The 14,010-nt window shown below is 66.1% G+C and carries 14 protein-coding genes; 2 read left to right on the forward strand and 12 right to left on the reverse strand.

What is annotated here, in order from left to right:
• From PPZ50_RS17515 to PPZ50_RS17550, 8 genes are all read right to left on the reverse strand, one after another.
• Positions 1-330 (reverse strand): hypothetical protein, encoded by a 330-nt coding sequence (locus PPZ50_RS17515; protein ID WP_010409148.1) that lies wholly within the window; start codon positions 328-330, stop codon positions 1-3.
• 26 nt (positions 331-356) lie between these two features.
• Positions 357-566, reverse strand: a complete 210-nt coding sequence (locus PPZ50_RS17520; RefSeq protein WP_010409146.1) for a hypothetical protein — start codon at positions 564-566, stop codon at positions 357-359.
• Between the two features lie 91 nt (positions 567-657).
• On the reverse strand, positions 658-1,419 hold the full coding sequence (locus PPZ50_RS17525) for a hypothetical protein (RefSeq protein WP_010409145.1): 762 nt from the start codon (positions 1,417-1,419) through the stop codon (positions 658-660).
• On the reverse strand, positions 1,406-2,137 hold the full coding sequence (locus tag PPZ50_RS17530; protein ID WP_010409143.1) for a hypothetical protein: 732 nt from the start codon (positions 2,135-2,137) through the stop codon (positions 1,406-1,408). Before PPZ50_RS17530 ends, PPZ50_RS17525 begins: the two co-directional genes overlap by 14 nt.
• 312 nt (positions 2,138-2,449) lie before the next feature.
• Positions 2,450-2,692 (reverse strand): hypothetical protein, encoded by a 243-nt coding sequence (locus PPZ50_RS17535; protein WP_010409139.1) that lies wholly within the window; start codon positions 2,690-2,692, stop codon positions 2,450-2,452.
• Positions 2,689-5,763 carry a MobF family relaxase gene (gene mobF / locus PPZ50_RS17540; RefSeq protein ID WP_010409137.1) on the reverse strand — a complete coding sequence of 1,025 codons (3,075 nt, stop codon included), beginning with the start codon at positions 5,761-5,763 and terminating at the stop codon, positions 2,689-2,691. Before mobF ends, PPZ50_RS17535 begins: the two co-directional genes overlap by 4 nt.
• 3 nt (positions 5,764-5,766) lie before the next feature.
• Positions 5,767-8,286, reverse strand: a complete 2,520-nt coding sequence (locus tag PPZ50_RS17545) for a type IV secretion system DNA-binding domain-containing protein (protein WP_033967470.1) — start codon at positions 8,284-8,286, stop codon at positions 5,767-5,769.
• Positions 8,279-8,452 (reverse strand): hypothetical protein, encoded by a 174-nt coding sequence (locus PPZ50_RS17550; protein WP_154651477.1) that lies wholly within the window; start codon positions 8,450-8,452, stop codon positions 8,279-8,281. Before PPZ50_RS17550 ends, PPZ50_RS17545 begins: the two co-directional genes overlap by 8 nt.
• Positions 8,453-9,087: 635 nt before the next feature.
• On the opposite strand from PPZ50_RS17550, the gene PPZ50_RS17555 reads away from it, so the two are divergent.
• A complete protein-coding gene (locus PPZ50_RS17555) occupies positions 9,088-9,306 on the forward strand; it encodes a hypothetical protein (protein ID WP_010409132.1) in 219 nt (72 codons plus the stop codon).
• Positions 9,307-9,486: 180 nt separating this feature from the next.
• Here the strand turns inward: PPZ50_RS17555 and PPZ50_RS17560 are convergent, their stop codons facing one another.
• A complete protein-coding gene (locus PPZ50_RS17560; protein ID WP_010409130.1) occupies positions 9,487-10,041 on the reverse strand; it encodes a hypothetical protein in 555 nt (184 codons plus the stop codon).
• Between the two features lie 370 nt (positions 10,042-10,411).
• Here PPZ50_RS17560 and PPZ50_RS17565 point away from each other — a divergent pair, with 370 nt between their 5' ends.
• Positions 10,412-10,789, forward strand: a complete 378-nt coding sequence (locus tag PPZ50_RS17565) for a hypothetical protein (protein WP_010409127.1) — start codon at positions 10,412-10,414, stop codon at positions 10,787-10,789.
• Between the two features lie 368 nt (positions 10,790-11,157).
• Here PPZ50_RS17565 and PPZ50_RS17570 read toward each other — a convergent pair whose 3' ends face one another.
• From PPZ50_RS17570 to PPZ50_RS17580, 3 genes are all read right to left on the reverse strand, one after another.
• Positions 11,158-12,162, reverse strand: a complete 1,005-nt coding sequence (locus PPZ50_RS17570) for an SLOG family protein (protein WP_010409124.1) — start codon at positions 12,160-12,162, stop codon at positions 11,158-11,160.
• A 561-nt stretch (positions 12,163-12,723) separates the two neighbouring features.
• Positions 12,724-13,197 carry a hypothetical protein gene (locus PPZ50_RS17575; RefSeq protein ID WP_062126517.1) on the reverse strand — a complete coding sequence of 158 codons (474 nt, stop codon included), beginning with the start codon at positions 13,195-13,197 and terminating at the stop codon, positions 12,724-12,726.
• Between the two features lie 137 nt (positions 13,198-13,334).
• Positions 13,335-13,673 (reverse strand): single-stranded DNA-binding protein, encoded by a 339-nt coding sequence (locus PPZ50_RS17580; protein WP_010409121.1) that lies wholly within the window; start codon positions 13,671-13,673, stop codon positions 13,335-13,337.
• Positions 13,674-14,010 lie beyond the last annotated feature (337 nt).

Here is a 14,010-nt window from a genome sequence, read left to right on the forward strand (position 1 = left end):
TCAAGCACCGGCGCCCGCCTTCTTCGCATGCGCTGCGGGATCGCAGATCCCGGCACGCTCCTCGTCCGCCGCAACTTTCTTCGCGGCTTCGTCACAGTCCTTGCAGTCGGGACAGTCCGCGCAGTCCTTGCATTTGCCGTTGTGAAGCGCGTGCGCGCGATAGCGCGCCTTCTTCGCCTCGACCTCGCGCGCGGCATCGGTGCCGGCATGACTTCCGGCGAAGCTCGCCATCGCGAGCAGGACCGGCGCCGACGACTGCGCGCTGGCGGCCGACGGCAAGGCCACGGAGAGGGCGGCAAGCCCCAGCGCGGCGATCATCTTCAGTTTCATCGTGTGTACTCCTTCCCTGGCCGTTTTCAGAAGAAACCGTTGCGTCGGCCGTCGCGACGGTCATCGTGGCGGGCGCTGCTGTCGCCCAGCGCCGAGCGCCGGACCTCCAGCTCAACCCCGTCCCCCTTGCGGCGAATGCGGACATCCTGCGGGGCGATGTTGTTGCGCTTCGCCCAGCGGTCTGCGTCGGCATCCGAGCCGAACTCGCCCATTTCCTCGAAATCCCAGTTGCTCATGTCTCCTGTCCCGGTTGATCGCCGTGCCGGCGCGCGGGGGCCGGTCCTGGCGGTGCGATGCGAAATCCCCGCGCGTGGATGAAGGACAGTGTCACTGGATCGAGGCCGGTTTGGCGGCGATGCGCCGGACCACGAGATTGCTGTCGGCCCCCAGACGAAGATCGAGCGTGTGCCCGACCCGTCGCGTGAACAGCATCACGCCGGCAACCTCGTCGTGCAGCGTGCCCTTGCCGAAGAAGGTCCGAGAATCTGCCCATTCGCGGCCGTGGATGAAGCGGACGCGATATTGGCCGAGCGGGGCTGGCACGGTGACACGCTCGAAGGCGCGGACATAGACCGACAGCCGGTTCTTCGCCGTCGCCGGATCGAGCAGCTGGACGATGCTATTGTCTGCCGCACCCTGAATGGTCAGGTGGCTTCTGACGGTTCGCAGGTCGACGCTGGAGGAGACGGCGACCGTTCCCGATTCCGGAAAACCGGTGTTCGTCCCCACGATTGACGCGAACAGGCTGGAGGTTGCGCGCTTGATCTGGCCCTGCCCGGCCCAGGCCGCAAGGACCAGTGCGATGGCAACACCGACGCCCAGCGCCTGCCAGTAAGGGGCCGGCGTGAAGCGCGGGCGGGGCCGCCATCGACCGCGCTGATAATCGTGGCCCCTGTTCCTGGCTTCGAACCACGACCCTTTCGATCCGCCAGATATCCAGCTCGCGCTCCCCAGCGGCACCGATTTCCTGAACCCGAAGCGGTTCAGCTCGACCCGTGCCTTGCGATCGTTCCATTGCGTCGCACCGGGATCGAGCCCCTGCCGCTTGCGGTAGCGATCGCGCATATAGTCGCGATCATCGATGCCCATCGACCACCTCCATCGACTGCGAGGGGAGAGCCAGGGGAAACACGTCCATTCTGGACAGCATCGCGTGATCGCGCAGCGAGGCCTCGACGGCGACAACCTCGCTCGAAGTCAGTCCAGGTTCGCGTCGTACGAACAGGATGGTCGACGCCGATCCTGCCAGCCAGCGCGCGATGGAGATCCTGGGCATCAGCCGGTCGTGGTCGGCGAAAGCGTGGGTCGCTCGTCGCACGCCGGCCAGCACGGTCATTCCCCAACGCAGGGCGTGACCGTTTCCAGAATCGTGTCCCGCCGCCTCTGCGACGGCTTCCGGCGGGAGATCCCGTATCAGATCGCGGACGGCCGAAAGGGTCGCACCAGGTTCATCGCCGGCATGCTGGATCGCGCGGAGCAGCACATAGCGCGAAGCGCAGGTGTAGCCCGAGCAAACGTCAGGATCGTCGGGAAGGAACGCTTCGATCGCGGACGAGCGTGCATAGTCGCTCGGATGGTCTGCGAAGAAGTCCCAGTTGCCGCGCGCGGGGTCGATCAGCTGGTCGCGGACCTGGTCGGCGAGTTCGGCGATCGCGTCGCCATCGCCGAATACCGCGAGCCGGCCCCCGTCACCGGCGCGGACCGCTTCAAGCGCCGCTTCCGTCAGATCCGCGGTTTCGGCGATCGTGAGGGTCGCGTGCGTCGGCTCGGGTTGGCGCCGGAAGCGAAAAGGGAAACTACCGTCCACCGGGCGTACCTTGGGTTGCGGGCGGAACGAAAATTCCACCATCGGTGTGAAGCGACGCGCTGACGATTCCGCATCCGACCGCCCAGGCGAAGGTGAAAGCCGCCACCGCGGCCGCCAGGAGTCCCGCCTGACGCAACCGGCGCGTCAGCGGGACGATCATGCGTGGTGCGGTTGACCGTGGCTCCACGGGCTTCCTGCGGGCCTGATGGCCATACTCGGCCGTTCCCTCGATCGCGTCGCAGGGCGGCGTGTCGAGCCGCGAGGTCCGACCGATGCGGGGAGGCCCGTGCATATAGTCGCGGTCGGCGAGGCTCATCGTGCTGGCTCGGACCGGACCCGGAGGGCACGCAGCGCGCGGGTGAGCGGCAGGAGTAAGACGTAGGTCAGGCCGAAAATCGCGGCCATCGCAAGCGTTTCGCCGCCCCAGTCGAGCGCATCGTCGCGCCGCGCGAGCTGGCTGCATTGCGTGAGCGTATGAGTGTCGAGGTCGCAGGCGTGCCAGTGCTTGGTGGCGATCACCTGGTCCCAGGTCGGTGGTGATGTGGTCATGCTCATAGCTCCAGTCCGATGTCCTTTTCGGGGTAGGGAAGTTCAGGCCCTTTGGGCTCGACCGGGACGCTGAACCGGGAGAGGTCGAGCGAGGGATCGGTACGGATGTCGATCTTGCCGCCGGTCGAGGGGCGGGCTGTATCTGCGCTCGGCTCGCCTCCGACTTTCTCCGGTCCGCGATCGAGGTCGGGCGGCAGCGAAGGGTTGAACGTCTCGCCCGCGCCGGCTTTCGTGGCTGCGCCGGCAGCGCCGCGATCGGGGTCGATCGACAGCGCGCCGGTGGTCTCGAGCGCCGAGGTCTTGTTGCCCTCGTTGCGCTCGATCGCGGCGGTCAGCTTCTCGCGGTCGTCGGTGAACAGCTGGATGTCGTCGCGGACGCGCGTGACGGTGACGTTGAACAGCCGCTGGTTGGAGAGGTTCGATTCCCTGTGGCTCATCACCGCGATCGCGGTGTCGGTGGTGATGCCCTGCGCCGCGTGCATGTTGAGCGCGTAGGCGAGGCTGATCCGCTCCATCATCGGATCGCCCGCCTTCAGCTCGTGGAGGGTGCCGTCGCTCGCCTCCACCTTGATCCCCGACGGGTCGGCCGAGACGACGCGGGCGATATCGTTGTTGTTGAGGCCGCGGTCCTTGTCGTTCTGGGTCCAGCGGATCTTGTCGCCCTCATGCAGCTTGATCTGCTCGCGCTGGGCGAGCTGCATCGCGTCGGTCTTGTCGACCGGCGATATCTTCTGCGGATCGAAGGTCCGTACCCGGTTGCCGATCTGGACCTGAACGCGCCCCTTCGCGTCGACGCCGAGCACGTCATAGGTGCCGGGGCTGAGGCCGAGCTCGCGCATGGCATGGCGCAGGTCGATCACCTGGCCGGGCTTATAGGTATGCGCGTAGCGGAGTTCCTCGCGCGTGACGTTGACCTTGTCGAGGACCGGGGTGACGACGCCGTCCCCTTTCAACGTGCCCTCCGCGGCGAGGCCGTCCTGGATGCGCACGTTGAGCTCTGCGCGCGCGACGCGGCCCGACGAGAACATCGCGGTGGTCTCGCGCTGTTCGGGGGTTAGGCCCAGCCAGTGTTCGGCCGCGGCCTTCACATGCTCGGGGTTGGCGGTGACCTTGTCGCCGAGCATCGCCATCGCCTCGCGCACCTCGCCGCGGTTGGTCAGCGCGGCGACGGTGCGCAGCTGCTCGGTGCGCTGGCGCAGATTCTCGTCCATCCGCGCCAGCGTGATCCCGCCGGCCTGCGCGAGCGCGAACGCCTTGCCGGCGTCGACCGCGGTGATCTGCTGGCGATCGCCGATCATCAGGAAGCGATCGACGCCGAGCGCATTGGCGATGCCGACCAGGTGCTTCATCTGCTCCGAGCCGACCATCGAGGCTTCGTCGAGGATGAGCGTGGTGCCGGCGAGCGCGTCTCGCGCGCCGTCATAGCCCGCGCCCTTCCCAGCGAGCGCGTGGCGGGCATAGCTGTGGACGAACGAGGACACGGTGCGGCTCTCGATGCCGGCTTCGGCGCCGAGACGATCGGCGGTCGCCTTCATGAGCGCGAGACCGACCACCTTGCCGCCTTCCTGCTCGACATTGCGCGCGACGCTCGCCAGCATGGTCGACTTGCCGGCGCCCGAGACGCCCTGGACCGCGACGATGCGATCGGCGGAAGTGAGCGCCATCGTCGCGGCCGCCATCTGCCCTGCATTGAGTTCCTTGTCGCCCGATGCGGCGTTGATCCGCTCGATAACGGTGTCGGCGGAGACGATCACCCGCCCCTCCCCCTTGCCGCGCTCGATCTCTGCAAGGATGCCGCGCTCCGTCGCGAGCGCCTCGGGCGTCGTGACATGGGTGACGACGCTGTCGATCCGGTCATCCTTGCCCGGAATCAGCTTCTCGTTGCGGATGAGCTCGGAGACGCGCGCGTCGACATGCGCGGCGGTGACACCCTTCAGCCCGAGGTCGAGCGCGGTCCTGGTGATGTCCGGCACCGCGAACGCGGCTTCGCGTTGGGCATGGATGCGGATCGCGGAGGCGACGGCGTGCTGGGCGCGCAGATCCACCGGCGCGATGCGCAGCCGGTCGAGGCCGCTGGCGACGAGCGGATCGGCGGGTCGGAATAACTCGCCCAGGCTTTCGCGGAGATTGGCCAGGACGTCACCGAGGCGCTCCATCGGTCGTGGCTGGGCATCGAGGCCGCTGGCGCCAGCACGCTCGCGCGCGGCATCGACCAGTGCCTTGCCGTCGAATCCGAGCGCGGCCGCCCGGTCACGCCATTCCTGGCGCAGGGCATCGCGATCCTCGACGTTCAGCTTGGCGTCGCGGGTATTGTTGGTCACCTTGCGCAACGCCTCGGCGGAGGTGACACCGAGCTCGCCGGCTTTCGCCAGGATATCGGCGCGCCGCTGGCTGAAGGTGTCGATCACCTCCTTAGGCACGCCGGCGATCTCGAACTGGCCGTGCTTGCCGGTGACGCTTGTTTCGTAGCCGATCTTTGCCAGCTCGGCGCGAAACTGGGCGTGATAGGCCGCGCCGATCGTGGTGTTGTTCTTCCAGAGCTGCTGGTTGTGGAGCGCCTGCCATGCCCCGTTCGCCATCTTGGTCATGTTGGCGATAAGGACGTGGATGTGGCCCTGCGGATCGAGAGCGCGGCTCGTGTCGTGCTGGAACAGCGCATAGACGAGGTTGCCGGTTCGCACCGCATCCCCTGACCTGGACTGATCGTAGGTGCGGCCTTCGGCGAAGGTCTTCTCGACCCATCCCATCGTCGCCTTTACGGCGTTCATATGCGCGGTGAGGACACGGGTGTCGCAAGCGACATAGGCCATTACGCTGGCGGACTTCGGCATCGAGAAGGTCAGGTCGACACCGAGCCTGCGACCCTCGACCTGCCCGACCTTTTCGCCATCGGGCATCTCGCCGTTGAGGATCTTCTCGAAGTCTTCCTTGGTCACCTCGCCCTTGAGGCCAAGGTCGGCCGCGCCCACCCCGCCCCAGGCGGTCGCCTCGGACGAATGCTCGGCGGTGTAGTAATCGTCCTTGGCGAAATACTGCGCCGCGCCGGAGGCGGACTTGACGGAAGCGACCGACAGCATCGGCTACATCCCCATGTCCATGTCGTCATCGATCTCCGGCGAATGATCCGGGCCGTGATGACGATGGTGGTGATCGGGGTCGCGCTGCGTCGCAAACCCATCGCGCAATTCGCGGGTCGCCTGGTCCTCGTGGCGATCGGCATCACCGCGATCGGACCGGCTTTCCGGGGCATGGCGTGACGCCTCGCCGCGCGTCGGATCCACCCCGCTCTGCGGACCCGCACGGTTCTCGATCAGGGACATGCCCATGCCGCCGAGTTGGGCATCCAGACTGGATGAACCTCCCGTCACAGGCTTGGAAGGTTCGCCCCCGACCCTCGTTGCGGCATCCGACGCGCGGACGGCATCGACGCCGGTCGGGCTGCTGGCGACGCCCTTGCCGGTTATCTGATCGATCACCACCGGCAGCGACCCGGTGACCTCCATCGCCGCAGCCGCCTTTTCAGCCTCGCTACGCGGCTTCTCGGGCTGCGAGGCGGTCAGGTCCGGCTCTTGCCTTTCCTTCGCCTCCACGCCCCCCACAGGCCGTGTGGGGGTATGCTCGCGGCCACCCTCACCCCCCTCATCCGCGCCATTGTTCCGGGTGTTCTGACGACGCCGGTCTTCCGGCGAGACGTATTCGGTAGGCTTGAAGTTCTTGCGGGGCACCGCCCCCGGCGCGACCTCGGCATAGGAGCGGTATTTGAGTTCGATCCGCGCAGCGGGAAATCCATCGGGAAACTTCACGAAGCCGTGGAGCGACGGCAGGTTGTTGATGTCGTCGGGGATGACCAGCGGCTCGATCGCCGTGCGAGGCGTGAGGGTCGAGGCGTCGCGGGTGTTGTTGTAGCCGTAGCTGTAGGCCTCATCCATCTGGCGGACCTCGCGGCTGCCGATGAACTCGGAGCACTTTTCGGCTGTGGTTCGATCGGCGGTGGCGAGGATCAGCTTGGTGCGCGCAAGTCCGGTGAGCGCGGTCGCGTTCTGCAAGCCATAGGTCGCGACCAGCTTGTCGAACGAGTGGATCCCAAGGACGAACGCACCGCCGAAGTTGCGGGCCGACTGGAGGCCATGCTCGATACCAGGAAGCGCGTGAAGCGCATGGACTTCGTCAAACAGATACCAGGTCCGCAGGTCACGGGTCTTGGGCAGGCGCATGAGGTTGTTGACGGCCAGATCGATCCACAGCGTGAACAGACCGCGGGTCATCTCGAGGTCGTTGTACGAGCCGGTGATGAACATGATCGAGCCGTCGCGATTGTCGGTCGCGATCCAGTCGCGGATCGAGAAGGCGGGCGGGCCGCCCGGGACAGGGTCCGGCATGAAGCGTAGCGCCTGTCCGTTGACGTTCAGAACCGAGCGGATCGATTCCGCCATGCGGGCGGCTTTCTCGGTCGTCAGCGGGGCGGCGATGGTGTCATCGAGCTTGGCGTTGATCGACTTCAGATCGGCCTGCATCAGGTGGTGCGCGATCGCGGCGTTGTTCGCCTCACCCATCTCTTGAAGCTTCAGGCACATCTCGATGAAGAGCATCCGCGCGGCGTTCTGCCAGAACGGTTCCTTGTCGTCGGGATGCGAGGGAATGAGGGCCGATGCGGCCGAAACGAAGTCGGCATAGTTGCGGCATTCGTCGAACAGCGTCCACGGCGCGCAACGCTCGTCCATAGGGTTGAGAATGACGTCGGTTTCTGGGTTGTAGAACGTCTCCACGAACACGCCGGTCAGGTCAAAGATGACCGCGCGATGACCGCGCGCGCGAAGCTGCGAGACGTGGCTGCGCAGCTGGGTCGTCTTGCCGGTGCCGGTGGTGCCGATGAGCATGGTATGGCTCTGTTCGAGCCGCCACGGATAGGGGATGCCGGCGATCGTGTATGGAACGTGGATGCCCCGGTCGATCCGATCGAGGATCGGAGCCTTGGCGACGAGTTCGGGGACGTACGGCGGATCGTGTTCGGCGCACTCGGTGCGGAACTTGCGTCGGTTGTGGCCGCTGACAGTTTTGACGAGCACGTCACGCTCGACCAACAGGGCGCCGCGGTTGTGGCGTTCCTGGAGCATGTCGCTGCCGCGCTTGTTTGCCCACATGATGAACCACATGATGATCGGTGCTGCGATGAAGGCCGACATGACGAGTGTCGTCAGGAAGATCTTGACCGTCTTCGCCCAGGCATGAACGACATGGGGTTCGTAGGGGACGTAGCCGATCGGAACCTTGGTCACGATGCCGTTTGGCAAGGTCAGGTTGATGAGGTGGAATTTGTCCCCGCCGACCCACGTCCAGATGGCGGAATAGAGCTTCATCAGGTCGAGCTGGAATTCATGCTCGGCGAGGCCCAGCCAGACGAAGATATTGAACAGGACGATGAACGTCCCCAGCCATATCCAGATGGGCACCTGGAGGCCCGCCCAGGTCATCTTGTACTGACTGGCGAGAAGCTGCGAACCGCGGGTGAAATTGCCCGAGTTGCGGGTGATCCGCCCCCGCGCGGAATGGTGCTTTACGGTCGCCGCCTGACCGTTGAACCGGATGTCGCCGCTACGCATGGAACGTCGCCAGGCGCTCCTTCGCGGCTTCGCGAAGCTGGGGTACGACGTCGCCGTGATCGCGTGTGATAATCACGTCGATCGCCGCCTGCATGTACTCGAGAACGAGGACCGCACGGGTGATGTTGAAAGTATGCTCGGCCTCAGCGAAACGGATACCGAACATAAGCGCAGTGCGCGCGGCCTCAGACCGGGAGCACGACCGTTTCGCGGCTACACGATCAAGTGCCGCAATCTCTTCAGACGAAAGTCTGAAAGCTATCGTCGAGTTAGACATTCACCACCCACTTGAAAGTGGCTGGTGGGGTTTTCGGAGAGTGGAAAATACTACAGCCTGGTCCCGAGGTATAGAGTGAAAACGCATTCACCCTGCAAACAGGGATTTTCGCGCGTTCTCAAGCGCTTAGGGGAGAACCACCAAGGCGTTTGCAGGGGCAAACATGTTTGCCCCTGCAAACACCGGCAATTACAGACACTTAACCTGCGGCGTGCCGCGTACGGTGTGCAAATCCTTAGGGACTGTCGCGGTGGTGGTGGCATCATGGCTGGATGTCCGATCATTGGACTGGGTTCCGGGAGAGTAAGCGCCGCAGGCAGGCGACCACCGGACTGGACCGAAGGGTATTGGGCGGAGCAATCCCGCCCGACGACGGACCTGGCCGAAGGTCAGTGTCCGTCGCCTCATGCTGGTCCGGTAAAGCCGGACCAGCGAGCGATTATGAGTGTCGCTATTGTGCCGGTGGAGCGGTGCTGGCATCGTGGGAAATGGAGGCCGATCCACGATCAGAAAAGGCAGGTCATATGGCACGGAGTATCGAGCAGGAACGGGCACAGCTTGAGGCGGACGAACAGCGGCTCAACGAACGCCGCAAGCAACTGGCCGATCGTGAGCGTTCGGAGCTGCTGAAGGAGGTGGAACGGTCGGGGTTGATGAAGGCCGATCCTGCCCAGTTCAGCGCGATCATTGGAGCGATCAAGAAACTCGGGATCGCCGAGACCGTGAAGCGCCTGACCGCGTAAGCGGGTCAGCGCGAAAGCGGGCTCAAGCCCATCATGCAAATAGAAGGGGAGCTGCCGTTAGGCGCTCCCCTTTTCAATGCTTGGGCCGAGTTGGCGAAGCTTCGGTCCATTCAGGCATAAGAATGGGGAGCATCGAGGCGAAGCCCGATGCTCCCCGACGCGATGGCGACTGGAGGGAGGCTATCCCCAGACCATGCGTATCCCTTCACTGGTGTCGGCCTGAGCAGCGAGGGTGTCGAAGCGTTCGAGGTAACGACCATCGAGGCGACCAAGGTCGCGGCGAACATAGGGCTGGCCGAGTGTTTCGCGTAGTTGCCCGATGGGCATGCTGCCGCAATTATCGTCCGAAAGTCGTAGCGCGTCGAGGACGTGGAAGGCGTTGCCGTTCGCGAGATTGATCTCCGCTGCGCCGTCCGGGGTGCTGGCGACGCGCATCGTGATCGTGCGGGTCGCGTCATCGTGCCAGAAGCGCACGTTGAGGCCACGGAACTGGGCTTCCTCGACCACGGCGATGACACCCACATCGTGATCGAAGATCGCGCAGATCGACGCGAGCGACCAGGGGCAGACGCGAGCTTCGAACGAGCACGACACGAGCGGGTCATCATCCTCGTCTTCGAGCAGCTGGCCACGTTCGCGGGCGAAGGCGCGGAACGCGGCAAGCTGGCGGGCGGTGATGACGGCGGGCGCGGCGTCGGCTTTGCGATCGACGCTGAGGAAGAAGGTGATCGACATGGTCTGTCTCCCATTGGAACCATCATCTCCGGTTCCCCTCCCCTTCCGATCCGTCAGGATCGGCATGGCCGATCACGGGGTCATGGGTCGGTCCGCAGGACCGGGTGCCCGAGCGATGCGTAGCTGGTGCTCGCAATGCGCAGGCATTGCGGCACCGCGAGCGAGCCGGGCTTCGGTCGGACTGCGCCGGTCGATGCGTAGCGAGCGCGACACGCGCAGGCGTGGCCGCGATGCGAGCGAGACGGGCGCGGTCGATAAGCGGGTGCGATCGGCACGAGCGAGGCGTAGCGAACCGGCGATCCGAAGGGATCGCCGTGAAGCGAGCGAGCCGTGCCGGTCAGCTCCTGCGCGATGGCATCGGCACGGTGCGATGCGCAGCGGCAGCGCAGGCGATGCGACGGCATCGCCGCGCCCGCCAGCGAGCCGTGCCGATGCGGCAAGCGACATGCCGGGTGAGACGCGCCGGTCGATGCGTAGCGAGCGCGACATGCGCAGGCGTGGCCGCGATGCGAGCGAGACGGCGTGGCCGATCAATGGGTGCGATCGGCACGGCGCGATGCGCAGCGGCAGTGCAGGCGATGCGACGGCATCGCCGCGCCCGCCAGCGAGCCGTGCTGATGCCGCAAGCGTGACGCCGGTTGAACCGCGCCGGTCGATGCGTAGCGAGCGTGACACGCGCAGGCGTGGCCGCGATGCGAGCGAGACGGCGCGGTCGATAAGCCAACGCGATCGGCACGGCGATGCGTAGCGAACCGGCGATCCGAAGGGATCGCCGTGAAGCAAGCGAGGCGTGCCGATTGGTGTTCAACGACGATCGCCAGTCGTATCGGCCGAGGCGTAGCGCGCTGGTCATCGCATTCAGCGATGACCGCAAAGCGAGCGAGGCGATGCGACGGGTGTCGGTATCGACCCCGGCACCGGCGAGGCGTAGCTGGCAGTGGCAATGCGACGGCATTGCCCTGCCGCGAGCGAGCCGTGCCGAGCGGGCAACGTGGCGTGATCGACCGATAGGTCAGTCCCACGCGGCGCGATGGGGCTCGATGCCCCGGAGCGCCGCCCAGGGCGACGTAAAAAAGGGGAAGGACTCCGGTTGCCCGGAGCCCTTCCGTGGGTGCGTCAGGCGCGGCGGCTGCGCTGGCTCGGCTGCACCGGTGCCTGTCCGTCCTTGCGGAAGACGTGGAGCGGTACGCCGGCGGTACGCAACTTGCGAGCGAAGTCGATCTGGACGCCCGATCCTTCGCAGACGATCGCTTCGACGGGACGCAGCGAGGCGATGCGGTCGTTGCGGAGGAACCCGCCCCGGTTGCCGTGGCGCTTGTCGAGGAACATGCGCACCAGCTTGACCTCGCGCGAGGCCGCCCACGACGCTGCGATGGCGTCGGCACCCTTGTTCATGGCGGTGGTCATCAGGACCATCGACGGGATGCGACGCTTGATCTGGTCGAGGCGTTCGAAGAGCTGCTCGTGGTCGTGCCATTCCATGCCGCCCGAGAAGGCGACAATCGGGCCGCTCGGGTTGTGCTCGTCCCGACGCTTTGCCGCGCGTGCCGCCAGATAGTCGGCACCGTCGATCATCGAGGCGGTCAGCTTGGACGACACCCTGCTGCCGCGGACGGTCGAGAAGGGCCGTCCGGTCTCGACGCGATACACGTTCCCGGCGTGGTCCCGCATGCAGCGCATCGCCTCGGCGCAATTCTCGAGGGTCTGGCAGAGCAGCTGGGTCTCTTCGAGCTCCACCGCGTAGATCTCCGAGGGGTCGTAGCTGCGCACCAGGTCGCCAAGTTTCTTGGCGGCGTCATCCTCACGGCCCTCGATGCGCTTGGCCACCATGTGGAAGCTGTTGACGAAGCCCCATGCGAGGTCGGCGGCGAACTCCTCCATGCGAGTGTCGCGGAACACGTCGAACATCGTCGCCAGCATCTGCTCGACGGCGTGTGCGGCCTGCTCCGGGTCGGGCATGTCCAGCTTCTCGGCTTCGCTGACGATGGAAAGCTTCGCCATCTCGCTCGCCTCGATGAACGCCCCCTGATAGGTCTCGGTGGTGTGCTCGTCGGCGCGGCGCTCGTTGATCGCGCGGCCCATGTCGTTGAAGTTGCTGTACTTGGTCATGATAGCCTCCATGAGTTGAAAATCTCACCTTCTCTCGGTGAGGAATCTCATCCGGCATGCGGCGGTCAGGGCGGTCAGGGACGTTAACCGGGAAGCCGCGGCCCGCAGGGTCGCGGACCCCGGTTAACGCTCGCGCGCGGGGGAGCCGATTTTCTCGTGCCCTGGAGGCGGAGCGAAGCGGAGACGGAAGGGTGCGTGAAAATTGGGGGGACCGCGCGTCCTTGACGGCCCGCCAACCCCGCATGCCAGACTTCCTCATCACAGAGAGAGAAAATATTATGTTGTGGTGGGCACGCCGGGTCGGACCGAGCACGGGCGGCGGTGATGCGCCGGCACGGCGCAGCGCCGCAAAGGCAGCGCCAGTGAGCCCGGGAGGGCGAGCCAGCTGCCGCCGCCCGCGCGCAGGACGCCCGGCGCCGGCATAGGGATCGTCACCCGCAGGGCGGAGACCCCGCCAGGGGGCTCCGTGAGGCCCGCCAGGGCCGAATAGAGCCCGGTCCCGCCCACAAGGCGGGACGCCCCCCCCTGCCCCTCTACGGCCGTCCCACAGCCAGCACAGCAGGATCAGCAGGATCAGTCCCATTCATACTCGCCACCGTCATCCCCGGCATCGTAATCCGGCATCTCCTGGATTCCCGGGTCGTCTGGATCGCGGTTGGCATCGGGGTCCTCGCCGTGCGGGTCGGTCTGGATATCCGGTTCGGTTGCGAACCGGATATCTTCACCGATCCGGTCAGCAATGTCCGGCTCGACCGCGCTGTCATCGTCTAGCCAGCAGGAACGCGGACACTGGAGCAGCTGGTGACCACGATGGACGAAGGGCTGGCCGTTCATCAGGATGGGTCGCTCGGCGAGACGCCGGCAGGGTTCATTGCGACGGTTGCGGAAGCCGCACGGCACCGCCAGCGGGGCGAGCGCGACGGCATTGCCGTCGTGGTCGCCGCCGGCGGGTGCCGGCTCGTCGACCCGAGCGACCGGGTCCGGTGCCGCAGGTATCGGCTCGGGCGCGAACGGGTCGCCGTCGAACATGTCGCGCTGGACGGTCATGGTGCCGGACCTTTCAGGTGAGCGCGCGCGGGCGCAAGGCCGCGGTGCGAAGCAACGTGGCCGAAGCGTCCGAGCTGGCGATGAAGAAGCATGCGCGAAGGGCGACGCCCGCAGGCGCCGCCCGGTTCGCTGGCCGGTCAGTAGAACTCGGCGCGATCGGCGATGATCTCGCAGCCGTAGCGGTCGTTGCCGTCGCTGTCCTGCCAGCGGGTGTAGTGCAGGCGTCCCTCGATGGCGATGAGGTCGCCCTTCTTGCGGTTGCCGGCGATCGCCTTGGCGAGGCCGTTGAAGCAGGTGACCTTGTGGTATTCGGTCTCCTTGACGGTGAAGCCGTCGTCGCCTTTGTAGGTGTGGCCGTCCTTGTTGAGCTTCGGGCGATCGGTCGCCACGAAGATGGTCGCGACGCTGGTGGCGCGATTGACTTCGCGCAGTTCGGGGGTGCGGGTCAGGCGGCCGACGAGGTTCACGTTGTTCATGGCATTGCCTCCTTGGGTTGGTCGGCGGTCCGTCCGCCGGTGTCACCTGAAGGGCGTCGCGGTTCGGGGCGTCGCACCGGAGGGCGAGCTGGGCCGGCGCGCAGGCGGCGGGCCTGGTCGACCGGAGGGGAACCCCTTTTGCAGGGGTGGTGCGGGCAGCCGCGCGAAGCGCGGCAACACGGCCCTGCCAAAGGGGTTGCGAGGCCCCGGGGCGCGGCGCAGGTGACACGAAACGGCGGATGGGCCGTCGATCAGCCCAAGGTTCCCGCAGGCATTGCCATGGACAAACCTCGTGAACCGCTCATGTCGGTCGCCTGACCCGTACCCCCGAACGACC

Source organism: Sphingomonas hankookensis (assembly GCF_028551275.1).
Taxonomy (GTDB): domain Bacteria; phylum Pseudomonadota; class Alphaproteobacteria; order Sphingomonadales; family Sphingomonadaceae; genus Sphingomonas; species Sphingomonas hankookensis_A.

Excerpts from the sequence above, each read along its gene's own strand:
- PPZ50_RS17555 (WP_010409132.1), top strand. The coding sequence starts at position 9,088 with ATGGCACGGAGTATCGAGCAGGAACGGGCACAGCTTGAGGCGGACGAA.
- PPZ50_RS17515 (WP_010409148.1), bottom strand. The coding sequence starts at position 330 with ATGAAACTGAAGATGATCGCCGCGCTGGGGCTTGCCGCCCTCTCCGTG.
- mobF (WP_010409137.1), bottom strand. The coding sequence starts at position 5,763 with ATGCTGTCGGTCGCTTCCGTCAAGTCCGCCTCCGGCGCGGCGCAGTAT.
- PPZ50_RS17525 (WP_010409145.1), bottom strand. The coding sequence starts at position 1,419 with ATGGGCATCGATGATCGCGACTATATGCGCGATCGCTACCGCAAGCGG.
- PPZ50_RS17570 (WP_010409124.1), bottom strand. The coding sequence starts at position 12,162 with ATGGAGGCTATCATGACCAAGTACAGCAACTTCAACGACATGGGCCGC.
- PPZ50_RS17565 (WP_010409127.1), top strand. The coding sequence starts at position 10,412 with ATGCGCAGCGGCAGCGCAGGCGATGCGACGGCATCGCCGCGCCCGCCA.
- PPZ50_RS17550 (WP_154651477.1), bottom strand. The coding sequence starts at position 8,452 with ATGTTCGGTATCCGTTTCGCTGAGGCCGAGCATACTTTCAACATCACC.
- PPZ50_RS17535 (WP_010409139.1), bottom strand. The coding sequence starts at position 2,692 with ATGAGCATGACCACATCACCACCGACCTGGGACCAGGTGATCGCCACC.
- PPZ50_RS17545 (WP_033967470.1), bottom strand. The coding sequence starts at position 8,286 with ATGCGTAGCGGCGACATCCGGTTCAACGGTCAGGCGGCGACCGTAAAG.
- PPZ50_RS17575 (WP_062126517.1), bottom strand. The coding sequence starts at position 13,197 with ATGACCGTCCAGCGCGACATGTTCGACGGCGACCCGTTCGCGCCCGAG.
- PPZ50_RS17580 (WP_010409121.1), bottom strand. The coding sequence starts at position 13,673 with ATGAACAACGTGAACCTCGTCGGCCGCCTGACCCGCACCCCCGAACTG.
- PPZ50_RS17520 (WP_010409146.1), bottom strand. The coding sequence starts at position 566 with ATGAGCAACTGGGATTTCGAGGAAATGGGCGAGTTCGGCTCGGATGCC.
- PPZ50_RS17560 (WP_010409130.1), bottom strand. The coding sequence starts at position 10,041 with ATGTCGATCACCTTCTTCCTCAGCGTCGATCGCAAAGCCGACGCCGCG.